This window comes from Kitasatospora sp. NPDC004531 (genome assembly GCF_053602195.1).
The window spans coordinates 1-21,103 of the sequence record NZ_JBSGDD010000107.1 but is presented as its reverse complement, the minus strand read 5'-3'; the positions used below and the strand labels follow the sequence as shown (position 1 = coordinate 21,103).

Annotated in this window: 17 protein-coding genes and 1 rRNA gene; 10 read left to right on the top strand and 8 right to left on the bottom strand. The window is 73.4% G+C overall.

The window, feature by feature from the left end; all coding sequences use genetic code 11:
* Positions 1-92: ribosomal RNA gene (rrf, locus tag ACWEMJ_RS29785) — 5S ribosomal RNA — on the top strand; the annotation flags it as partial.
* 534 nt (positions 93-626) lie between these two features.
* On the opposite strand, the gene ACWEMJ_RS29780 is transcribed toward rrf, so the two are convergent.
* The 5 genes from ACWEMJ_RS29780 to ACWEMJ_RS29760 form a co-directional block, all read right to left on the bottom strand.
* Positions 627-1,940, bottom strand: coding sequence for a DUF58 domain-containing protein (locus ACWEMJ_RS29780; RefSeq protein WP_452140224.1), 1,314 nt, complete (start codon positions 1,938-1,940; stop codon positions 627-629).
* Positions 1,941-2,017: 77 nt separating this feature from the next.
* On the bottom strand, positions 2,018-3,022 hold the full coding sequence (locus ACWEMJ_RS29775) for an AAA family ATPase (RefSeq protein ID WP_452140223.1): 1,005 nt from the start codon (positions 3,020-3,022) through the stop codon (positions 2,018-2,020).
* Positions 3,001-4,236, bottom strand: a complete 1,236-nt coding sequence (locus tag ACWEMJ_RS29770) for a DUF4350 domain-containing protein (RefSeq protein WP_452140222.1) — start codon at positions 4,234-4,236, stop codon at positions 3,001-3,003. The genes ACWEMJ_RS29775 and ACWEMJ_RS29770 overlap by 22 nt, the downstream gene beginning before the upstream one ends.
* Positions 4,233-4,907 carry a DUF4129 domain-containing protein gene (locus ACWEMJ_RS29765; RefSeq protein ID WP_452140221.1) on the bottom strand — a complete coding sequence of 225 codons (675 nt, stop codon included), beginning with the start codon at positions 4,905-4,907 and terminating at the stop codon, positions 4,233-4,235. Before ACWEMJ_RS29765 ends, ACWEMJ_RS29770 begins: the two co-directional genes overlap by 4 nt.
* A gap of 5 nt (positions 4,908-4,912) precedes the next feature.
* A complete protein-coding gene (locus ACWEMJ_RS29760; protein WP_452140220.1) occupies positions 4,913-5,980 on the bottom strand; it encodes a glycerophosphoryl diester phosphodiesterase membrane domain-containing protein in 1,068 nt (355 codons plus the stop codon).
* Positions 5,981-6,206: 226 nt separating this feature from the next.
* Between ACWEMJ_RS29760 and mtrA the strand changes: the two genes are divergently transcribed.
* Genes mtrA through ACWEMJ_RS29745 form a run of 3 tightly spaced genes read left to right on the top strand, consistent with a single transcriptional unit; the run spans position 6,207 to position 10,859 of the window.
* Entirely contained in the window at positions 6,207-6,884 is a 678-nt protein-coding gene (gene mtrA, locus ACWEMJ_RS29755) for an MtrAB system response regulator MtrA (RefSeq protein WP_030459579.1), read from the top strand.
* A 2-nt stretch (positions 6,885-6,886) separates the two neighbouring features.
* A complete protein-coding gene (mtrB, locus tag ACWEMJ_RS29750; RefSeq protein ID WP_452140219.1) occupies positions 6,887-9,013 on the top strand; it encodes an MtrAB system histidine kinase MtrB in 2,127 nt (708 codons plus the stop codon).
* Positions 8,988-10,859 (top strand): LpqB family beta-propeller domain-containing protein, encoded by a 1,872-nt coding sequence (locus tag ACWEMJ_RS29745; protein WP_452140218.1) that lies wholly within the window; start codon positions 8,988-8,990, stop codon positions 10,857-10,859. Before mtrB ends, ACWEMJ_RS29745 begins: the two co-directional genes overlap by 26 nt.
* Here the strand turns inward: ACWEMJ_RS29745 and ACWEMJ_RS29740 are convergent.
* Positions 10,843-11,622, bottom strand: coding sequence for a ComF family protein (locus ACWEMJ_RS29740; protein WP_452140217.1), 780 nt, complete (start codon positions 11,620-11,622; stop codon positions 10,843-10,845). The genes ACWEMJ_RS29745 and ACWEMJ_RS29740 overlap by 17 nt on opposite strands.
* A gap of 371 nt (positions 11,623-11,993) precedes the next feature.
* Between ACWEMJ_RS29740 and hpf the strand changes: the two genes are divergently transcribed.
* The gene (gene hpf, locus ACWEMJ_RS29735) at positions 11,994-12,686 is read left to right on the top strand and encodes a ribosome hibernation-promoting factor, HPF/YfiA family (protein WP_452140216.1); all 693 of its coding nucleotides are present in this window, start codon (positions 11,994-11,996) and stop codon (positions 12,684-12,686) included.
* Between the two features lie 182 nt (positions 12,687-12,868).
* Positions 12,869-13,582 carry a response regulator gene (locus ACWEMJ_RS29730; RefSeq protein ID WP_452140215.1) on the top strand — a complete coding sequence of 238 codons (714 nt, stop codon included), beginning with the start codon at positions 12,869-12,871 and terminating at the stop codon, positions 13,580-13,582.
* Between the two features lie 18 nt (positions 13,583-13,600).
* On the opposite strand, the gene ACWEMJ_RS29725 is transcribed toward ACWEMJ_RS29730, so the two are convergent.
* Positions 13,601-14,767: a winged helix-turn-helix domain-containing protein gene (locus ACWEMJ_RS29725; RefSeq protein WP_452140214.1), complete on the bottom strand. Its 1,167-nt coding sequence runs from the start codon at positions 14,765-14,767 to the stop codon at positions 13,601-13,603.
* A 219-nt stretch (positions 14,768-14,986) separates the two neighbouring features.
* Here ACWEMJ_RS29725 and secA point away from each other — a divergent pair, with 219 nt between their 5' ends.
* Complete coding sequence (gene secA / locus ACWEMJ_RS29720) at positions 14,987-17,764, top strand: preprotein translocase subunit SecA (RefSeq protein WP_452140213.1); 2,778 nt, start codon at positions 14,987-14,989, stop codon at positions 17,762-17,764.
* A 67-nt stretch (positions 17,765-17,831) separates the two neighbouring features.
* On the opposite strand, the gene ACWEMJ_RS29715 is transcribed toward secA, so the two are convergent.
* The gene (locus ACWEMJ_RS29715; RefSeq protein ID WP_452140212.1) at positions 17,832-18,341 is read right to left on the bottom strand and encodes an Rv3235 family protein; all 510 of its coding nucleotides are present in this window, start codon (positions 18,339-18,341) and stop codon (positions 17,832-17,834) included.
* A gap of 292 nt (positions 18,342-18,633) precedes the next feature.
* On the opposite strand from ACWEMJ_RS29715, the gene ACWEMJ_RS29710 reads away from it, so the two are divergent.
* The 3 genes from ACWEMJ_RS29710 to ACWEMJ_RS29700 all read left to right on the top strand — a co-directional run bounded on the left by ACWEMJ_RS29710 (position 18,634) and on the right by ACWEMJ_RS29700 (position 20,991).
* Entirely contained in the window at positions 18,634-19,143 is a 510-nt protein-coding gene (locus ACWEMJ_RS29710; protein ID WP_452140211.1) for a DUF6912 family protein, read from the top strand.
* Positions 19,144-19,348: 205 nt separating this feature from the next.
* Positions 19,349-20,533, top strand: coding sequence for an MFS transporter (locus ACWEMJ_RS29705; RefSeq protein WP_452140210.1), 1,185 nt, complete (start codon positions 19,349-19,351; stop codon positions 20,531-20,533).
* Between the two features lie 32 nt (positions 20,534-20,565).
* Complete coding sequence (locus ACWEMJ_RS29700; RefSeq protein WP_452140209.1) at positions 20,566-20,991, top strand: GlcG/HbpS family heme-binding protein; 426 nt, start codon at positions 20,566-20,568, stop codon at positions 20,989-20,991.
* The last annotated feature ends 112 nt before the right edge of the window (positions 20,992-21,103 follow it).

The following is a 21,103-nucleotide window of genomic DNA, read 5'->3' as shown; positions in this document are numbered from 1 at the left end:
CGCCCGGTTACATTCCGAACCCGGAAGCTAAGCCTCACAGCGCCGATGGTACTGCAGGGGGGACCCTGTGGGAGAGTAGGACGCCGCCGAACAATCATTCAGGGAAAGCCCCCCGCCTTATGGCGGGGGGCTTTTTCGCGTTCCCGGACCATTTCCCGGAATTACCGCACCGGCCCGCGCGCATCGATGTACACGGTCGGCGTCGACAGGAAGATGCCGGCATCGACAGGGCCGTAGGCGACGTTGAAGGTGTCCATCCAGTACGACCAGTCGCGTATCCCGGCCGTGCTGCTGAAGCGGAAGTACTCGCAGTCGGCCGTCCGCCTCCCGGAGACCGACTGAGACGCTGCGACGCTCCTCCAGCGTCGCCCGAGGCTCGAAGGAGCCCTCCTCGTCCATGCGGACGACGTGTGCGGACGAGGCGGGTACGGGCGGCATCCTGAATCCCACGGGGGCCGCGTTGCGACGAGCTGCGGCGTCTCCGCCCCGGGACTGCTTGGTCCAGCTCGTTCTGACCCACTGCACGGTGATTTCCACAGCGCCCACCTCCGCAGCGAAGGGTACAGAGAAACCCCCAGCCCTCCGGGAAAGTCCGGTGGCTGGGGGTGGAGGGTCCCGAGGGGGCGTCAGAGGCGGCCGGCGGCCTTGAGGGTGAGGTAGGTGTCGGCGAGGGCGGGGGCGATGGACTCGGGTGGGGCGTCGAGGACGGTGATGCCGCGGCGGGTGAGGAGGTCGGCGGTGCGGCGGCGGTCGGCGCGGGTCTGTTCGGCGGCGGCGGCGCCGTAGACGTCGCGGACGGTGGTGCGGGGGGTGTTGACCAGCTCGTCGAGGCGGGGGTTGGCGACGGAGGCGAGGACGACCTCGTGGCGCTTGGTGAGCAGGGGGAGCTGGGGGAGCAGGCCGTCCTCGATCTGGTGGGCGTCGAGGCCGGTGAGGAGGACGATCAGGGAGCGGTGGGGGGCCATCCGGAGGGCGGTGGAGACCATGGCGCGCAGGTCGGTCTCGATCAGGGCCGGCTCCAGGAGGGCCATCGCGTCGGTGAACGCGGGGAGGACCTCGGAGGGGGAGCGTCCGGCGACGGCGGCCCGGCGGTGGCGGTCGTGGGCGAGCAGGTCGACCCGGTCGCCGGCCTTGGTGGCGAGCGCGGCGAGCAGCAGCGCGGCGTCGAGTGCGGCGTCCAGGCGGGGGGCGTCGCCGACGCGGCCGGCGGAGGTGCGGCCGGTGTCGAGGACGACGAGGACGTGCCGGTCGCGTTCGGGGCGCCAGGTGCGGACGGCGACGACGCTGCGGCGGGCGCTGGCGCGCCAGTCGATGGAGCGGACGTCGTCGCCGGGGAGGTACTCGCGCAGGGAGTCGAACTCGGTGCCCTGGCCGCGGGTCAGGACGGAGGTGCGGCCGTCGAGTTCGCGCAGGCGGGCGAGGCGGGACGGGAGGTGCTTGCGGCTGGCGAACGGCGGCAGGGCGCGGACCCGCCAGGGGGCTTCGAGGTTGGCCTGGCGGCCGGCCAGGCCGAGCGGGCCGAGCGAGCGGACGGTGACCCGGCCGCTGCGGTGGTCGCCGCGCCGGGTGGGGGCGAGCCGGGTGGTGACCCGGCGGCGCTCGCCGGCGGGGACGGTGACGGTGTGCCGGGAGGCGGTGAGCGAGCTGCCGGGGGCCCAGGCGGACGGGTACCAGGCGTCGCGGATCCGGGCGCGCAGCGGGCGGCGGCCCGGGTTGCCGACCAGCAGGTGGACGTCGACGGCCTCGCCGAGGCGGACGCTGGGGTCGCCGGAGCGTTCGAGGGTGAGGCGGCGGACGGGGGCGGCGAGCACCAGGTCGGCGACGATCGCGGCGAGCAGCGGCAGCATGACCGCGCCGATGCCGGCCCAGGAGGGGAGCACGAGGCCGACCAGGAGGGCGCCGAGGGCGGCGATGAGGGCCGTGCGGCCGGTCAGGGCCATGGGGTGCTGGGCTCGCTTTCTGGAGCAGTGGACGCGAAGGGGGGAGAGGCGGGTGGTGCGCTCTCCCCCGGTGGCGGCTAGCGGGGCGCGGGCGTCTGGGAGAGGACGGCCTGGATGACGCTGTCGGCGGTGGTGCCTTCCATCTCGGCCTCGGGGCGGAGCTGGACGCGGTGCCGCAGGGTGGGCAGCGCGAGCGCCTTGACGTCGTCGGGGGTGACGTAGTCGCGGCCGGCCAGCCAGGCCCAGGCCCGGGAGGTGTTGAGCAGCGCGGTGGCGCCGCGGGGGGAGACGCCCATGGCGAGCGAGGGCGAGTTCCGGGTGGCGCGGACCAGGTCGACGATGTACGCGAGGATCTCGGGGGACACCGTGAGGGCGCGGATCTCGGCGCGGGCCTGGGCCAGGTCGGCGGGGCCGGCGACCGGCCGGACGCCGGCGGTGGCGAGGTCGCGCGGGTCGAAGCCGCCCGCGTGCCGGGACAGCACCTGGAACTCCTGCTCGCGGGTGGGCAGCGGCAGGATCAGCTTGAGCAGGAAGCGGTCGAGCTGGGCCTCGGGCAGCGGGTAGGTGCCCTCGTACTCGACGGGGTTCTGGGTGGCGGCGACCAGGAACGGGTCGGGGAGCTTGCGGGGTTCGCCGTCGACGGTGACCTGCTTCTCCTCCATGGCCTCCAGCAGCGCGGCCTGGGTCTTCGGCGGGGTGCGGTTGATCTCGTCGGCGAGCAGCAGGTTGGTGAAGACCGGGCCGGGCTGGAAGGAGAACTCGGCGGTGCGGGTGTCGTAGACCAGCGAGCCGGTGACGTCGCCGGGCATCAGGTCGGGGGTGAACTGGATGCGCTTGGTCTCGACGTCGAGCGCGGTGGCGAGGGTGCGGACCAGCAGGGTCTTGGCGACGCCGGGGACGCCTTCGAGCAGGACGTGGCCGCCGCACAGCAGGGCGACGACGATGCCGGTGACGGCGGCGTCCTGGCCGACCACGGCCTTGGCGATCTCGTCCCGCAGGCCGGTGAGGGCGGTGCGGGCGTCGCGGGTCTGGCCGGGGTCGGTCTTGTAGAGCTGGTCGGTCACGGCTGTCGTACCTGCCATTCCATGTCGTCGAGGTCGTCGGCGAGCCGCAGCAGGGCGGCGTCGTCGGAGGGGGCCGGGCCGTACAGCAGCTGCTGGAGGTCGGCGGAGGGACGTCCGAGCCGGGCGGCGGCGGCCTCGGTGAGGACGGCCGGGTCGGGGTCCCCGGAGGTGTGCGGGAGGCCGAGGGCGGCGGCGGCCCGGCGGCGGGCGGCGCGGCGCAGCGTCTCGGCGGCGTGGCCGCGGGCGTTGGCGCGGTGGTAGAGCCGGGCGCGGCCCTCGGTGGTCTCGGAGGCGCGGACCACGGCGGGCAGCCGTTCGCTGAGCACCGGGCCGAGCCGGCGGGCGCGCCAGACGACGGCGAGCAGCGCGGCGAGGACGAGTTGCAGGGAGGCCCAGTGCCAGCCGGACGGGATGAGGTCGCCGAGGCTCTTGTCGTGCGGGGCGTCGGCGGTGGGCACGGTGTGGTCGGAGAGCTGCCAGACCAGCTGGTGGTGGGCGCCGAGCAGGCCGAGGCCGAGTGCGGCGTTGCCGTCCTGGTCGAGGCGTTCGTTGGTGAGCAGCCGGGGGCCGCCGATCACGATCAGCTGCTGCTTGCCGGCGGTGCGGCTGATCAGGCCGTGGCGGCCGCCGGCGCGCGGGTAGCAGCCGAGGTCGCGGGCGCCGGTGTAGTAGGTCTGGCCGCCGATTCGGGCGGTGCCGGCGGTGGCGGCCTCGGGCAGGGCGCAGGCGGGGTCGAGGACGGTGCTGTCGGGGTCGTAGGAGGCGGTGGAGATGCCGGGGGCGAAGGCGTCCAGGGTGTGGCGGCCGGGGGCGAACAGCACCAGGCGGCTGTCGGCGCCGCGCGGGACGGCGGCGAGCCGGGTGATCTCCTGGTCGGTCAGTTCTTCGGGGAAGGTGAGGACGACGGTGGTGTCGTCGGCGCGCAGGGCGGCGGCGAGTTCGCTCTCGGTGGTGGCGGTGCGGCTGGTGACGCCGTAGCGGTGCTGGAGGAGCTGGTCGACGGCGCGGGTGCCGTCGGGGGCGCCGGAGCGGGGGTCGAGCGGCCCGGCCTCGCTGCTGGTGGGGATGCCGGCGACGAGGGCGCCGACCAGGACCAGGGCGAGGGTGGCGAGCAGCCACCAGCGCCGGCGCCGCCAGTGGGCGCGCAGTCCGGCGTGGGGCGCGGCGGCCGACGGGGTGGCGCTGTGCTCGGCGGGGTCGGCGGTGGCGGGCGGGGGTGCGGTGGTGGTCATGCGGTTCCTCCGCCGGCCGCCACGGGCGTGGGGCGGGTGCGTTCGAGGGCGCGGTCGAGGTCGGCGAGGAGCCGGTAGGACGCTTCGTCGGCGGTCCGTTCGCCGAACGCGATGTCGTCGAACAGCCTTGCCGCGGAAGCGAGTTCGCGGGCCCGGTCGGGCAGGGCGCGGCCGGCTTCGGCGGCTGCCTCGTCGGCGGTGCGGCCGGGGCGCGGGTCCAGGACGGTGCGTTCCTCCAGGCCGCGGACCAGGGCGCGCATCTGTTCGCGGACGGCGTCGGCCCAGGCGCCGCGGGCGGCGTGGGCGGCGGCGTCGGCGCGGTGCTGGGCGGCGCTGCGCGGTCCGTCGACGGTGAACAGGCCGCCGGTGGAGCGGGCTTCGCGGCGCGGTGCGCCGTAGCGCCGCCAGGCCACCACGGCGATGATCGCGAGGACCACGAGCACCACGGCCAGGGCGGCGCCGTCGCCGCCGCCGAGCGGGTTGCCGAGGCTGTCCTGGACGTGGTCGAGCTGCTTCTGGATCCAGTTCAGGAAGCGGTCGAGCAGCCCGGGTTCGTGCTGGTGGTAGACGGCCTTGCGGAGTTCTTCGTGTGCGGCGTCGCGCGCGTCGTCGCGCGGCACGGTGACCGGGACGCCGTCCGCGAGCAGCGCCCCTCCCCCCCGGAGTCCCATGGCGATCAGACTCCCGACGGCGGGTACTGGCCCGGTGCGGGCGCGGTGGCGGCGGGCGCGTGGTGGCCGGGCAGGCCGGTGGCGCGGGCGAGTTCGATGTCGAGCGCCTCGCGGCGGATCCGCTGGTCGACGTAGAGCAGGCCGAGCAGGGTGCCGGTGAGCGGGACGGTGAGGGTCTTGGCGAGGATGCCGCAGACCGCCATGATGCCGATGCTGAGCGCGGCGTCGCCGTCGGAGGCGAAGAAGAGGCTGTTCGGGCCGCCGCCGACGATCATGGAGACGATCTCGCCGGGCACCACCAGCACCGCAGACAGCAGGCCGATGACGATGCCGAACAGCAGCATCGTCCCGAAGAAGCGCCACCACGAGCCGCGGGTCAGGCGCCAGGAGCGCTTGAGGGCGGCGACGGGGGTCTGCTTCTCCAGCACCAGCGCGGGGGCGGCGAAGATCAGCTTGACGTACACCCAGAGCCACGGCAGGACGGCCGGCAGCGCGAGCACCAGCCACCCGGGCTGTTCGGTGACGGCGGCCAGCACCATCACCGGGACGAGGGGCGCGGCGAGCGCGCCGATCAGGATCAGGGTGTGCAGCAGCGCCAGCAGGGACAGCCGGCCGAGGTGCGGCCGGGCCTGCGCCCAGGCCTCCTTGGGCGTGGTGTCACGGCCGAGCAGGCTGTTGCCGATGATCGGGGTGAGCAGGCCGGTGACGAGCACGCCGGCGAGCATTTCGAGCGGCACCGTGTAGTAGGTGGAGAAGGACGCCTCCAGGTAGGTGCCGGAGACGTGGATCCACCAGTTGATCCCGGCCTGGACGAGTTCGAGCACGCAGGCGAGGGCCAGGCCGAAGCCGAAGGCGGCCTTCCAGTACGTGCGGACGAGGGCGAACGCGCCGTCCATCAGCTCGACGAGGCCCAGCGGGCGCAGCGGGATGATCCCGGCCGTCGGCCCGGGGGCGGGCGGCGGTGCGGATGCGGCGGAGGCCTGCGGGGCCGGGGGAGCCGGGTGGCCGGTTTCGAACGTTCCGGGCGCGGGCTCGGGAGAACCGGGTGAGATCCAACCCGGGGTCTCGGACAATCGACGCTCCTCGTCGGGGCACCGCGGGACGGGTGCTTCGGGGTGACATCGTGCCATGGTGCGCACGCGCACCCCAGGGGTATCCCGTTGCTGATCCGCAACGGTCCGAGCGAGGCCGACAAGCCGATACCTTTGCGATGGTATGACTGGTTCGGCCGTCGGCCGGGGGTCCCGCGGGGGAGTACCTGTGGGTCAGGTCACATTCGGGTGATGAGAAGATGGAGCCATGAAGGGACGTGTCCTCGTCGTCGATGACGACACCGCACTGGCCGAGATGCTCGGCATCGTGCTGCGTGGTGAGGGTTTTGAGCCGTTTTTCGTCGCGGACGGGGACAAGGCGCTGGCCGCCTTCCGGGAGACCAAGCCGGACCTCGTGCTGCTCGACCTGATGCTGCCCGGACGGGACGGCATCGACGTGTGCCGGCAGATCCGGGCCGAGTCGGGCATCCCGATCGTCATGCTGACCGCGAAGACCGACACGGTCGACATCGTGGTCGGCCTGGAGTCCGGGGCCGACGACTACGTCACGAAGCCGTTCAAGCCCAAGGAGCTGGTCGCCCGGGTCCGGGCCCGGCTGCGGCGGGCCGAGGAGCCCACGCCGGAGCAGCTGACCATCGGCGACCTGGTGATCGACGTCGCCGGGCACTCGGTGAAGCGCGAGGGCCGCGGCATCCCGCTGACCCCGCTGGAGTTCGACCTGCTGGTCGCGCTGGCCCGCAAGCCCTGGCAGGTGTTCACCCGCGAGGTGCTGCTGGAGCAGGTCTGGGGCTACCGGCACGCGGCCGACACCCGCCTGGTCAACGTGCACGTGCAGCGCCTGCGCTCCAAGATCGAGAAGGACCCGGAGCGCCCGGAGATCGTGGTCACCGTCCGCGGTGTCGGCTACAAGGCCGGGCCCAGCTGAGGATGAGCGAGGAGCAGGCCGCCGCCTCCCCGTCGGACGAGTTCTCCGGCGGGGATGCTGCTGTGCGCGGCGATGTGCTGAGTTCCACCACCGGCCGGCCGCGCCGGCGCCGGTGGTGGGCGGCGCTGTTCGCGCCGGTGATCCGTCAGTTCCGGCACCCGGTGGGCCGGGTGCTGGCGCTGTACCGCCGCTCGATCCAGCTGCGGGTGGTGGCGGCGACGCTGCTGCTGTCCTTCGTGGTGGTGCTGGTGCTCGGCGTCGTGGTGGTCGCCCAGGTGCGCACCGGCCTGCTGGAGGCCAAGCAGAAGGCCGCCCACGGGCAGGCCATCGGCGGCTTCCAGATCGAGCAGGACAAGATCAACGAGGCGATCAACGCGCAGGCCAAGGCCGGCGCGACCGCCGACCCGACCCGCGACCAGATCAACGCCTGGCTGACCAAGCAGGTCTCCGACCTGGCCTCCGGCGGCGCCGGCGTCTACTCGGTGATCGCGATCGGCCCCGGCGACCAGGAGGAGAGCGCCGCCAGCGCCGGCCTGCGCGGCGCCGCCCGCTACTCGGGCACGATCCTGCCCGACACGATCACCGACGAGATGCGCGCCCAGGTCGCGGCCGAGCCGTCCGTCCCGCACGAGCAGTCGGTCAAGCTGTACCGCGCGCCGGACAGCCAGGCCAAGCCGGACGACAACAAGGGCCTGGCGATCGGCAAGCAGTTCACCGGCCCGGACGGCAAGGCGTACCAGCTCTACTACGTGTTCTCCTTCTACCAGGAGACCAGCACCCTGAACCTGGTGATGGGCACCCTGGCCACCGCCGGGCTGTTCCTGGTCATCCTGCTGGGCTGCATCGCCTGGCTGGTGGTCCGCCAGGTCGTCACCCCGGTGCGGATGGCCGCCGGCATCTCCGAGCGGCTGGCCGCCGGGCACTTCGACGAGCGGATGAAGGTCACCGGCACCGACGACATCGCCCGCCTCGGCGACTCCTTCAACCGGATGGCCAACGGCCTGCAGGCGCAGATCCGCAAGCTGGAGGAGCTCTCCCGGGTGCAGCGCCGGTTCGTCTCCGACGTCTCGCACGAACTGCGCACCCCGCTGACCACCGTCCGGATGGCCGCCGACCTGATCTACGACAGCCGCGAGGACCTGGACCCGATGGCGGCCCGCTCCGCCGAACTGCTCCAGGACCAGCTGGACCGCTTCGAGTCGCTGCTCGCCGACCTGCTGGAGATCAGCCGCTTCGACGCCGGCGCGGCCATCCTGGACGCCGAACCCGTCGACCTGCGCGACATCGTCACCCGCGTGGTGGAGGCCGCCGACCCGCTGGCCCGCGCGAAGGGCAGCGCGGTGCTGATCCGCGGCGGCGAGACCCCGGTGATCGCCGAGGTCGACAGCCGCCGGATCGAGCGGATCCTGCGCAACCTGGTGGTCAACGCCCTGGAGCACGGCGAGGGCCGGGACGTGGTGATCCGGCTCGGCGCGGGGGAGGGCGCGGTCGCCGTCGGCGTGCGCGACTACGGCATCGGCCTCAAGCCCGGCGAGGCCTCCCGGGTGTTCCACCGGTTCTGGCGCGCCGACCCGTCCCGGGTCCGCACCACCGGCGGCACCGGCCTGGGCCTGTCCATCGCGGTCGAGGACGCCCACCTGCACGGCGGCTGGCTGCAGGCCTGGGGCGAGCCCGGCGGCGGCTCGCACTTCCGGCTGACGCTGCCGCGCACCCGCGGCGGCGAGATCTCCCGGGCCCCGTTCCGGCTGGAACCCGAGGACTCCCGGCACAACCGCGGCATGGCCTCGGCCGGCACGCCCTACCGGCGCGCGGTGCGCGGCGGCAACGGCGGCGCCGGCGAGACGACGGTCGGCACCGCCGTCCCGGAGACCCCGGACACCGAGCGGCCCACCTTCGGCTCCGGCCTCGGCGGGGTGCTCAGCATCGGCCCCGGCCTCGGCCGGCCGAGCGCCGCCCCGGTCGCCGACCCGTCCGACGTCCGCGCCGGAGCCGCCGGATACGGTGCCACCGGCGCGCAGATCGTGGTGGACCGCAGCGGCCGCCCGACGCAGCCGGCCCCGCCCGCACCGGACGGCGCCGACACCGACCAGGAGGGGACCACCGGTGCGCAGGAACGACAGGACGGCTGAGCGGCGGACCCGCGCCCTGGGCGGCGCGGCACTGCTGGCGGCCGCCGCCACCGGCTGCGTCGCGATGCCCTCCGGCGGCTCGCCGCAGCGCCTGGAGGCACCGCAGGGCGCCGCCGACGGCGTCCAGGTGCACGTCTACCCGATCGCCCCGCACAAGGGCGAGAGCCCCAGCGACCTGCTGGCCGGCTTCCTCGACTCCTCCAACGCCGACCAGGCCGGCTACGACACCGCCAAGCAGTACCTGACCGCGGAGGCCGCCAAGCGCTGGCGCCCGGACGCGCAGGTGGTGGTGCTCGCCGACCCGCCGCACCCGACCCGTCCCGTCCCGGAACCGGACGCCACCGCCGTGCAGCTCACCGTCAGCGGCAAGAAGGTCGCCGAGCTCGACGGCCGGCACACCTACCAGGCCCGCTCCGGCGACGCGTACAGCGAGGACTTCACCTTCGTGAAGGTCGCCGAGGGCCCCGACGCCGGCCAGTGGCGGATCGACCGGCTCCCCGACGGCCTGATCGTCGACCAGACCAACTTCAAGAACACCTACAAGCCGGTCCACCGGTACTTCTTCGCGATGTCCGACCCGAGCAGCCCGCGGACCCAGGACAACCCGGTGCTGGTGCCCGACCCGATCTACCTGCGCCGCCGAATAGACCCGCTCACCGAGGCCGCCCAGGCCACCGCCGACGGGCCCTCCCAGTGGCTCGCCCCGGTGGTCTCCTCCCAGCTCAACGGCGTCAAGGTGGTCAGCGCCGCGGTCGGCGACAACCGGGTCGCCACCGTGAAGCTGGACGGTCCGGACCTCAACAAGAACCAGCCCGGCTGCCGCCAGATGGCTCAGCAGCTCTTCCAGACCCTGGTCGACCAGCAGGGCAAGCTGGACCGGCTCGAACTGTCCTGGCCCAAGGGCGGCTGCACGCTCAGCGCCGCCGAGGCCGCGGGGGTCGCCCCGGGCAAGCCGGCCGGCGGCGCCATCGGCACCCAGCCGTACATCCAGCTGGCCGACGGGCGGCTCACCCGCTACAGCGAGAACTCGGAGCCGGTGCCGGTCGCCGGGGTGCTCGGCCAGACCCCGCAGGGCGGCCAGCCGCGGGCCGGCGAGCTCGCCGTCCGCCGGGACGGCAGCGCCGCCGCGGTGATCGGCCAGGACGGCCGCAACCTGTACCGGGCCGGTCTCACCGAGGGCGACAAGTACGGCGACCCGATCGTCACCAGCCACGGCGCGCAGCCCGGCCAGGGCCTCGCCTCGCCCAGCTGGGACGGCCGCAACGACCTGTGGCTGGTGGACCGCGACCCGGCCGCGCCCCGGGTGCTGATGGTCCGCGAGAACAAGGTCGTCCCGGTGACGGTGGAGGGGCTCGGCGGGAGCTCCGTGAAGTCGCTGCGGATCTCCTCCGACGGCACCCGGATCGCCCTGCTGCTGGGCCGGGGCAGCGGCCCGAGCAGGCTGGCCCTCGGCCTGGTGGAGCACGGCGGCACCCCGACCGCGCCGACCGCGAAGATCACCTCGGTGCGCAACATCGCCCCGCAGCTCACCGAGGTCGCCGCCGTCTCCTGGGGCGACACCGACCAGCTGGTGGTGCTCGGCAAGGAGACCGACCGGCTCCAGCAGCTGCACTTCCTGGGCACCGACGGCTCGCAGTCCACCGACTCCCCGCTGCAGGGCGGCGAGTCGATGACGGCGCTGTCCGCCACCGAGGCCCGGGTGCAGAGCGACCAGGTCGGCCCGGCGGTGCTCACCGCCTCCTCGGGCACCGCGCCGGCCGTGAACCGGCTGTACCGGTTGAAGGACAACCAGTGGCACGAGGTGACCACCAAGGCGCCGGCCGGCGCGTTCATCTACCCGGGCTGAGCCCGGCCTCCCCGGCCGGCGCGCCCCGCCGGCCCGGCCCCGGGCCGCGCCGGGCGGCCGCCGCCACGGTGGCCGCCGCCCGCGGCGGACAGCCCGCCGCGCGCAGCGCCCGGGCCGCCTCGGCGAGGCTGGCGCCGGTGGTCACCAGGTCGTCCACCAGCACCAGCCGGTGCCCGGTCAGCCGGGCGGCCAGCCGGGCCGGCACCGTCAGCGCCTCGTGCAGGTTGCGGTGCCGCTCGGCCGCGCCCAGGCCCGCCTGGTCGGCGACCGGCCGGGCCTGCCGCAGCACCGGGGCGACCAGCGTCGCCACCCCGTCGCGGCGCAGCTCGCGGGCGGCGGCGCGGGCCAGCCGCAGCATCGGGTCGTGGCCGCGGGCCCGGGTGGCGGCGCGCGCGGACGGCACCGGCACCAGCAGCAGCGGGGCGGCGCCCGCGCCGGTGGCGGAGCGGACCGCGGCGGCCAGCGCGCGGCCGAGCGGGGCGGCCAGCCGCAGCGCGCCGCGTTCCTTGTGGGCGAGCAGCAGTTGGCGCACCGGCCCGGCGTAGGGGGCGGCGGCGTGCACCGGCGGTAGCCCGGGTGGCGGGCGCATCGGCCCGGCCGGCCCCGCGCCGGCGCCGTCGAGCAGCCCGCGACAGGGCGGGCACAGGCCGGTGCGGCCGTCTCCGCAGCCGGCGCAGCGGGCGGGGACCAGCAGGTCGAGCAGGGCGGCGAGGACCGGTGCGGGGCCGGATCCGGGCCGGTGGGCGGTGCTGCGGCTGGTCACGGAACCCCTCCGGAACCCTCGCCGGGCGGCGACGTCAGCCATACGGTGGGCGGTGCCGGGCGTGTTGTCCAGTCGTTCACCACTGTTTCACCCGTAGGTGGGTAAACAGGGGGGAACAGCCGGACAGCCCAACGTCCGTCGGTACGTTCGTTCGACTGGGGAGGCGAGATCCCCGGGTGAGGTGTTGCATAAGGGCTCCAGGGGTTTCGAACGCTCCTGGTGGGGAGGAAGTGAGGTAAGGGGCCGGCGGTGATCGCGGGTCTCCCGGGCGGTGTTCCGGGGGCGGGCGGTGACCGGCTGGTCCGGCTGGGTCTCACGCCGGTTCCGGGACGCACTCCGGGCCGGTCAGCACAAAGGGATCGGAGTTCTGCGTGGACATCGTCGTCAAGGGCCGCAAGACCGAGGTGCCCCAGAGGTTCCGCGAGCACGTGGCCGAGAAGCTGGAGAAGGTCCAGAAGTTCGACGCCAAGGCGATCAGCCTGGACGTCGAGGTGTCCAAGGAGCACAACCCGCGGCAGGCCGACCGCTCCGACCGGGTGGAGATCACCCTCCGCAGCCGGGGCCCGGTGATCCGGGCCGAGGCGTCCGCCACCGACCCGTGGGCCGCGCTCGACCTGGCCTCGGCGAAGTTGGAGGCGCAGCTGCGCAAGTCCGCCGACCGCCGCCGGGTGCAGAAGGGCGGCACCAACGGCAAGGGCCCGGTGAGCGTCGCCGCGGCCACCGCCGCGCTCGCCGAGCTGCCCGCGACGGAGGCCACCGAGGGCGTCAACGGCGCGCCCCGCAAGACGCTGGCGGGCAGCCTGGAGGTCGAGGGGGACGGGCCGCTGGTGGTCCGCGAGAAGACCCACTCGGCCGCGCCGATGTCGCTGGACCAGGCGCTGTACGCGATGGAGCTGGTGGGGCACGACTTCTACCTGTTCCAGGAGAAGGACAGCGGCATGCCGAGCGTGGTCTACCGCCGGCACGGCTACCACTACGGCGTGATCCACCTCAAGGAGGACCAGGCCGCGGCGGCCGACTTCGCCGGGGCCGGGGGCGCGATCAACGGCCCCGACGAGGAGTGAGCGGCGGCCGCGTCCGCCGAACGGAGGAAGTGGTGACCCCGGTGGCCGTCAACGGCCGCCGGGGTCACCGGCGTTCGGGGAGTCACCCAGCCGGGCGGTTCGACGTCACAGGGTGATCACAGGCCGTCCGGGGCGTGCAAAGATGGGCGCGTCACGTGACACGGAGGGCGGGGGAGAGCCGGATGGGGGAGAGCCTGGGCCCGGAGGACGCCGGCTACCCGCCGCGTCGCGCCGAGCCGATCCGGGTGCTGGTGGTGGACGACCACGCGCTGTTCCGCCGCGGCCTGGAGATCGTGCTCGCCGAGGAGGAGGACATCCGGGTTATCGGCGAGGCGGGGGACGGCGCGGAGGCCGTGCTGAAGGCCGCCGACCTGCTGCCCGACATCATCCTGATGGACGTCCGGATGCCCCGGCGCAGCGGTATCGAGGCGTGCACCGCGATCAAGGACGTGGTGCCCAGCGCCAAGATCATCATGCTGACGATCAGCGACGAGGAGGCCGACCTCTACGAGGCGATCAAGGCGGGGGCGACCGGCTACCTGCTGAAGGAGATCTCCACCGACGAGGTGGCCACCGCGATCCGCGCGGTGGCCGACGGCCAGTCGCAGATCAGCCCGTCGATGGCGGCCAAGCTGCTGACCGAGTTCAAGTCGATGATCCAGCGCCGCTCCGAGGACCGGGAGCTGGTGCCCGCGCCCCGGCTGACCGACCGGGAGCTGGAGGTGCTCAAGCTGGTGGCCACCGGGATGAACAACCGGGAGATCGCCAAGGAGCTGTTCATCAGCGAGAACACCGTGAAGAACCACGTGCGCAACATCCTGGAGAAGCTGCAGCTGCACTCCAGGATGGAGGCCGTGGTCTACGCGATGCGTGAAAAGATCCTCGAAATAGGCTGAGCGCCGGCCCGGTGCCCGTCAGCCCAGCAGCTTCTCCAGCTCCGGCCGCAGCGCCTCGTCGTCCAGCCGCTCCACCCGCACGTCCGAGCAGCCCACCCACTCGGCGGCCTCGCGCAGCGCCTCGGCGAGGGCGGGCACCGAGCGCGGGCCGTCCAGCGAGACCTGGCGGGCCACCAGGGTGGCGCCCTCGCGGGCCGGGTCGACCCGGCCGACCAGCCGGCCGCCGGCCAGCAGCGGCATCGCGAAGTAGCCGTGCACCCGCTTGTGCTTGGGGGTGTACGCCTCCAGGCGGTGGGTCATGCCGAAGATCCGCTCGGTGCGGGGGCGGTCCCAGATCAGCGAGTCGAACGGGGACAGCAGGGTGGTGCGGTGCCGGCCGCGCGGCTCCGACTCCAGCGCCGCCGGGTCGGCCCAGGCCGGGGCGGACCAGCCCTCCACCGCGACCGGCACCAGGCCGGAGGCGGGCAGCGCCGCGTCCACCTGGGCGCCCTTGAGGCGGTGGTAGTCCATCAGGTCGGCCCGGGTGGCCACCCCGAGCGCGGCGCCGGCCTGCGCCACCAGCCGTTCCAGGCATTCGGCGTCCGTCGGGTCCTGCTCGAACAAATCGCCGGGGACGGCCCGTTCGGCGAGGTCGTAGACCCGCTTCCAGCCGCGCCGCTCGGTGACCACCACGTCTCCGAAGGCCAGCGCCCGCTCCACCGCGATCTTGGTGTCGGACCAGTCCCACCACTCGGCGGTCCTCTTCGCCCCGCCGAGGCCGGTGGACGTCAACGGGCCCTCGGCGCGCAGCTGTTCGAGGACCTGGGCGTACACCTCCTCGTTGACCTGGTGGCCCCAGACCCGGCCCCTGGCCCGGTTGGCGCGGCGGCGGAACGCGAACAGCGGCCACTCCTCGATCGGCAGGATGCAGGCCGCGTGCGACCAGTACTCGAAGGCCGTGCCACGCCCCCAGTACGCCTGCTCCACGGGCTTGCGGCCGACCGCCCCGAGCCGGGCGTACGGCACCAGTTCGTGCGAGCGGGCGAGCACCGAGATGGTGTCCAGCTGGACGGCGCCGAGCAGGCGCAGCACGCCGCGGGCACCCGCGCGGCGGTCGGGGGAGCCGAGCAGGCCCTGGGCGCGCAGCGCGAGCCGGCGGGCGTGGTCGGCGGAGATCCGGGCGGTCGGGGCAGGGGTCGCGGCCATGGGGCGAGGCTAGGGCAGGGCACTGACAGCGCGGCCACGCCCGAGCGCTTTGACCGTTTGTACCCTGCTTCAGCCGATGTGCCCCCAGGGGTGACACAGGAATAGCGTGCTGACGGACCTCCCGGGGGCTCGGCCTCCTCGCATACGATGACCCGTACGGTGGGGTGGACTCCCCACCGTCAGTCATCCAGAGCCGATCCAGGCAAGGAGCCCGCTCACGTGTCCGTCTTCGACAAGATCCTGCGCGCAGGCGAGGGCAAGATCCTCCGCAAGCTGCAGCGGATTGCCGCCCAGGTCAACTCGATCGAAGAGGACTTCGTCAACCTCACCGACGACGAGCTGCGCGCACTGACCGACGAGTACAAGGCCCGGCTCGCCGACGGCGAGACCTTGGACGATCTCCTCCCCGAGGCGTTCGCGACGGTCCGCGAGGCCGCCAAGCGCGTCCTGGGCCAGCGCCACTACGACGTGCAGATCATGGGCGGCGCCGCGCTGCACCACGGCCACGTCGCCGAGATGCGCACCGGCGAGGGCAAGACCCTGGTCGGCACCCTGCCGGCGTACCTGAACGCGCTGACCGGCAAGGGCGTGCACCTGATCACCGTCAACGACTACCTCGCCGAGCGCGACTCGGAGTGGATGGGCCGGGTGCACCGCTTCCTGGGCCTGGAGGTCGGCGTGATCCTGGCGAACATGTCGCCGGCCGAGCGCAAGAAGCAGTACGGGATGGACATCACGTACGGCACCAACAACGAGTTCGGCTTCGACTACCTGCGCGACAACATGGCCTGGTCGCAGGACGAACTGGTGCAGCGCGGCCACAACTTCGCGATCGTCGACGAGGTCGACTCGATCCTGATCGACGAGGCCCGCACCCCGCTGATCATCTCCGGCCCGGCCGACCAGGCCACCAAGTGGTACAGCGACTTCGCCAAGCTGGTGCAGCGCCTCAAGATCGAGCGCGACTACGAGGTTGACGAGAAGAAGCGCACCGTCGGCATCCTCGAAGAGGGCGTCACCCGGGTCGAGGACTACCTGGGCATCGACAACCTGTACGAGTCGGTGAACACCCCGCTGGTGGGCTTCCTGAACAACGCCATCAAGGCGAAGGAGCTCTACAAGGCGGACAAGGACTACGTCGTCATCAACGGCGAGGTCATGATCGTCGACGAGCACACCGGCCGCATCCTGGCCGGCCGCCGCTACAACGAGGGCATGCACCAGGCGATCGAGGCCAAGGAAGGCGTCGAGGTCCAGAACGAGAACCAGACGCTGGCCACCATCACCCTGCAGAACTTCTTCCGCCTGTACGACAAGCTGTCCGGCATGACCGGTACCGGCACCACCGAGGCGGCCGAGTTCCACCAGATCTACAAGCTCGGCGTGGTCCCGATCCCGACCAACAAGACCCCCAAGCGGATCGACCAGCCGGACCTCATCTACAAGTCCGAGCCGGCCAAGTTCGCCGCCGTGGTCGAGGACATCGCCGAGCGCCACGAGAAGGGCCAGCCGGTGCTGGTCGGCACCGTGTCGGTGGAGAAGTCCGAGTACCTGTCGCAGGAGCTGCGCAAGCGCGGCATCCCGCACGAGGTGCTGAACGCCAAGCACCACGAGCGCGAGGCGCAGATCGTCGCGCAGGCCGGCCGCAAGGGCGCCGTCACCGTCGCCACCAACATGGCCGGCCGCGGCACCGACATCATGCTCGGCGGCAACTCCGAGCACCTGGCGGCCGCCGAGCTCGCCCAGCGCGGCATCACCCCCGAGGACACCCCGGAGGAGTACGAGGCGCACTTCCCGGCCGCGCTGGAGAAGGCCAAGGCCGCGGTCAAGGCCGAGCAGGAGGAGGTGCAGGAGATCGGCGGCCTGTACGTCCTGGGCACCGAGCGCCACGAGTCCCGCCGGATCGACAACCAGCTGCGCGGCCGCTCCGGCCGTCAGGGCGACCCGGGCGAGTCCCGGTTCTACCTGTCGCTGGGCGACGACCTGATGCGCCTGTTCAAGGCCGGCATGGTCGAGCGCGTGCTCTCCATGGCGAACGTCCCCGAGGACGTGCCGATCGAGTCGAAGATGGTCACCCGCGCCATCGCCTCCGCGCAGACCCAGGTCGAGCAGCAGAACTTCGAGATCCGCAAGAACGTCCTCAAGTACGACGAGGTCCTCAACCGCCAGCGCGAGGTCATCTACGGCGAGCGCCGCCGCGTCCTGGAGGGCGAGGACCTGCAGGAGCAGGTCGGCCACTTCATGGACGACACCGTCGCCGCGTACGTCAACGCCGCCACCGGCGAGGGCTTCGAGGACGACTGGGACCTCGACAAGCTGTGGACGGCCCTCAAGCAGCTCTACCCGCTGCAGCTCGACCTCGACGAGCTGGAGGAGGAGGCCGCGGAGAACGGCGGCCTCACCCCCGAGTTCCTCACCAAGGTCATCCAGGAGGACGTCGCCGCCGCCTACGGCCGGCGCGAGGACCAGCTCGGCGAGCAGATCATGCGCGAGCTGGAGCGCCGCGTCGTCCTCTCGGTGCTGGACCGCCGCTGGCGCGAGCACCTCTACGAGATGGACTACCTGCAGGAGGGCATCGCGCTGCGCGCCTACGCCCAGCGCGACCCGCTGGTCGAGTACCAGCGCGAGGGCTACGACCTGTTCTCCGCGATGATGGAGGGCATCAAGGAGGAGTCCGTCGGCTACCTGTTCAACCTGGAGGTCCAGGTCGAGCAGCAGGTCGAGGAGGTCCCGGTGCCGGACGACGAGCAGGTGCTGCTGGAGAAGCTGGAGAAGGACGCCACCGTCCCGGCCGCCCGCCCGGAGATCCGCGCCAAGGGCCTGGAGGCCCCCGAGCGCAAGAAGCTGCACTACATCGCCCCGTCCGACGAGGTCGGCGGCGGTGTGGTCGAGGGCGACTTCGACGAGGAGGGCGCGGTCTCCGACGGCGACGGCCTGACCCGCGCCGAGCGCCGCAAGGCGGCCAAGGCCGCGAAGGGCCGGCGCCGCAAGGGCTGATCCGCAGCACGCTCCTGACGGGGCGCCACCTCCTGACGGGGGTGGCGCCCCGTTCGCGTCCGGTGCGTCAACGCGTCTCCACAGCCGTGCACTGCCACTGGCCGGTGCGCAGGTGCTGCTCCAGCCGGAACGCCAACATGTGGTGCCGGGGCCCGAGTTCGACCCGGACGCAGGCCTCCACGGTGCCCGGGCCGGGCGCCGAGTCGTGCACGTGGCCCAGCCGCGGCCGGCAGGACCGCCCGCGCGGGCGCAGCGGCCCGCTGCGGGTGAGCGCCGCGAGCTGGTGGAAGCCCGGCAGCGTGGTGTGCCGCTGCAACTGGTGCACCGGGCGGGCCCCGCACAGCACCTCCACCAGGCGGCGGGCGAAGCGGGTCGCCAGCTCGCTGTGCCCGGTGCGGCTGGGAGCGGGGCTGCGCGGCCGGGGCGGGCGGCCGTCGGCGACGCAGGCCGCGCGCGGGCTGCGGACCGTCCGGACGGCGTCGCCGACCGGGTGCGGGTGCCGGACCGGGCGGCGGGCGGAGTGCACCGGGTGGACCAGCGGGCGGATGTGAGGGGTCCGGGTGAGCTGCTCGGTCATCGGGGCCTTCTCGGGAGGTCGGAGAGTGTGCGACCTTGGTACCGGGCGCGCGGCGGCCGGCCCAAGCCGTGCCGGGTACGCGCGAAGGGCCCGGGAAGTCCACCCGTACGGGTGACGTTCGGGGCGGCGGAAGGGGGCCTGCGGGCCCGGCCGGGCGTGCAGTTGACGCCCGGTCGGCGGCGGAGCGGCACCAAGGGGGACACCGTCCGTCCCCTGACCGGCCCAGCGGGAACCGGCGGCCGCGGGCTGCGTATTCTTGACCCGTCGCACTGAGACCGAGAAGGGTGCCCCCATGCGCGTGTACGTGCCCACCACGTTGAACGACCTGGCGGTGGCGCACCCCGAGGGCGTCCTGGAGCAGAGCGTGGCGTACGCGGTCACTCCGGCGCTGCGCGAGTGGTACGTCAGCGACGACCTGGAGGAGCTGGAGTACGCGGCGCTCAACCGGGCCGCGCTGTCCTCGGTCCGGCTGCTGGCCGCCGACCCGAAGGCGCCGCGCCGGCGCGTGGTGGTGGCCGTCGAGGTCGCCGACTCCGCGGTGACGCCGTTCCCCGGCGACGAGTACCAGGACCAGGCCTCGCTGGGCCGGGTGGTGCTGGCCGGCCCGATCCGGCTGGCGAAGGCCGCCTCGGTGCACGCCGACGACGACGACCCGGACGTGGCGGCCGACGTGGCCGCGGCCGCCGAGGCGGTGGCCGCCGCCGACCGGGGCGACCAGGACGCGCAGTTCACCGTGGACGGCGCGGAGGACCACGAGCTGCTCTGGTTCGCCACCCAGGAGATCCCCGCGCTGATCGCCTGAGCCTCCCGAAGCCGCACCCCAGGACCCCGCCACGGCGGGGTCCTTCGCGTTTGGGCCCGTCCGCGTCCTGCCGGGCCGGTGGGCGCGGACCCGGCCTGACCCGCAGATGTCACGCGCCCGCAATCATTGCACTTGCAAGGAAGTGCGTCTGCAACTATTGTCGGGGCTCGTAAGGCGCAGTCGCAATCGCATGGAGGTCGGCATCATGCCGCTCGCGCTCCTAGCCCTGGCCATCGGGGCGTTCGGCATCGGAACCACCGAGTTCGTGATCATGGGCCTGCTGCCCGAGGTCGCCTCGGACTTCGGTGTGTCCATCCCCACCGCCGGCCTGCTGGTCACCGGCTACGCGATCGGCGTGGTGGTCGGCGCCCCGCTGATGACCGTGCTCGGCACCCGGATCAGCCGCAAGCGGATGCTGATGCTGCTGATGGTCCTGTTCATCGCAGGGAACCTGCTCTCCGCCGTCGCACCGGGCTTCGGCACGATGCTCGCCGGGCGGATCGTCGCCTCCATGGCGCACGGCGCGTTCTTCGGCATCGGCTCGGTGGTCGCCGCCGAGCTCGTCGCACCCGAGAAGAAGGCCGGGGCGATCGCCACCATGTTCACCGGCCTGACGGTCGCCAACATCGTCGGCGTGCCGCTCGGCACCTTCGTCGGCCAGAGCGTCGGCTGGCGGGCCACCTTCGCGATCGTCGCCGTGCTCGGCGTGGTCGGACTGCTCGGCATCGCCCGGCTGGTGCCGGACCTGCCCCGGCCGGAGGGCGCGCACCTGCGCAAGGAACTCGCCGCGTTCCGCAACGTGCAGGTGGTGCTGGCGATGGCGATGACCGTGCTCGGCTTCGGCGGCGTGTTCGCCGCGATCACCTACATCGCCCCGATGATGACGGAGGTCGCCGGGTACTCCGACGGCGCCGTGACCTGGCTGCTGGTGCTGCTCGGCGTCGGGATGTTCCTCGGCAACCTGCTCGGCGGCAGGTTCGCCGACCGCAGGCTGATGCCGATGCTGTTCACCACGCTCGGCGGACTCGCCGTCGCCCTCGCGCTGTTCACCCTCACCGCGCACAACGAGATCACCGCCGCGATCACCCTGCTGGTGATCGGCGCCCTCGGGTTCGCCACCGTCCCGCCGCTGCAGAAGCGCGTCCTCGACCAGGCGCACGGCGCGCCGACGCTGGCCTCCGCCGTCAACATCGGCGCCTTCAACCTGGGCAACGCGCTCGCCGCGTGGCTCGGCGGCGCCGTCATCTCGGCCGGCCTCGGCTACACCGCCCCGAACTGGGTCGGCGCGGCGCTGGCCGGCTCCGCCCTGCTGCTGGCCTTCGTCTCGGCCGGCCTGGAGCGCCGCGAGGCGGCCCCCGCGGCCGTCCCCGCCGCTGCGCTGCAGCACTGAACCACCGTCCCACCCCGTACCGGAGAAGCACCATGAGCACCACCCCCGCCACCGCCCCGCTGTCCACCGCCGACGCCGAGACCCTGATCGCCGCCGCCCGCGCCGCCGCCGAGGCGGCCGGGGTCCCGGTCAGCGTCACCGTGCTGGACGCGGGCGGGCACCTGCTGGCGTTCCGCCGCGACGACCGGGCCGTGCTGATCTCCGGCGAGACCAGCACCCGCAAGGCGTACACCGCGCTCCAGCTGAACGCCGCGACCGCCGACCTGGTCGACCTGGTCAAGCCGGACGGCCCGTTCCACACCCTGCCGACCGCGCTGGACCGGCCGCTGCTGTTCATCGCCGGCGGCCTGCCGATCCAGCGCGACGGCCGGCCGGTCGGCGCCATCGGCGTCGGCGGCGGCGCCCCCGAGCAGGACCACGCGTTCGCCGCCGCCGCGCTGCGCGAGCTCGGCCGCTGAGCGCCCGCACCCTTTCCCACCCTCACCGAGAAGGCTTGATCCCCATGACCGTTCCCACCGTCACCCTCAACAACGGCGTCGAGATGCCGCAGCTCGGCTTCGGCGTCTTCCA

Excerpts from the sequence above, each read along its gene's own strand:
- ACWEMJ_RS29780 (WP_452140224.1), bottom strand. The coding sequence starts at position 1,940 with ATGGCCCTGACCGGCCGCACGGCCCTCATCGCCGCCCTCGGCGCCCTC.
- ACWEMJ_RS29775 (WP_452140223.1), bottom strand. The coding sequence starts at position 3,022 with ATGGCAGGTACGACAGCCGTGACCGACCAGCTCTACAAGACCGACCCC.
- ACWEMJ_RS29770 (WP_452140222.1), bottom strand. The coding sequence starts at position 4,236 with ATGACCACCACCGCACCCCCGCCCGCCACCGCCGACCCCGCCGAGCAC.
- ACWEMJ_RS29765 (WP_452140221.1), bottom strand. The coding sequence starts at position 4,907 with ATGGGACTCCGGGGGGGAGGGGCGCTGCTCGCGGACGGCGTCCCGGTC.
- mtrA (WP_030459579.1), top strand. The coding sequence starts at position 6,207 with ATGAAGGGACGTGTCCTCGTCGTCGATGACGACACCGCACTGGCCGAG.
- mtrB (WP_452140219.1), top strand. The coding sequence starts at position 6,887 with ATGAGCGAGGAGCAGGCCGCCGCCTCCCCGTCGGACGAGTTCTCCGGC.
- ACWEMJ_RS29730 (WP_452140215.1), top strand. The coding sequence starts at position 12,869 with ATGGGGGAGAGCCTGGGCCCGGAGGACGCCGGCTACCCGCCGCGTCGC.
- ACWEMJ_RS29725 (WP_452140214.1), bottom strand. The coding sequence starts at position 14,767 with ATGGCCGCGACCCCTGCCCCGACCGCCCGGATCTCCGCCGACCACGCC.
- ACWEMJ_RS29715 (WP_452140212.1), bottom strand. The coding sequence starts at position 18,341 with ATGACCGAGCAGCTCACCCGGACCCCTCACATCCGCCCGCTGGTCCAC.
- ACWEMJ_RS29710 (WP_452140211.1), top strand. The coding sequence starts at position 18,634 with ATGCGCGTGTACGTGCCCACCACGTTGAACGACCTGGCGGTGGCGCAC.
- ACWEMJ_RS29705 (WP_452140210.1), top strand. The coding sequence starts at position 19,349 with ATGCCGCTCGCGCTCCTAGCCCTGGCCATCGGGGCGTTCGGCATCGGA.
- ACWEMJ_RS29700 (WP_452140209.1), top strand. The coding sequence starts at position 20,566 with ATGAGCACCACCCCCGCCACCGCCCCGCTGTCCACCGCCGACGCCGAG.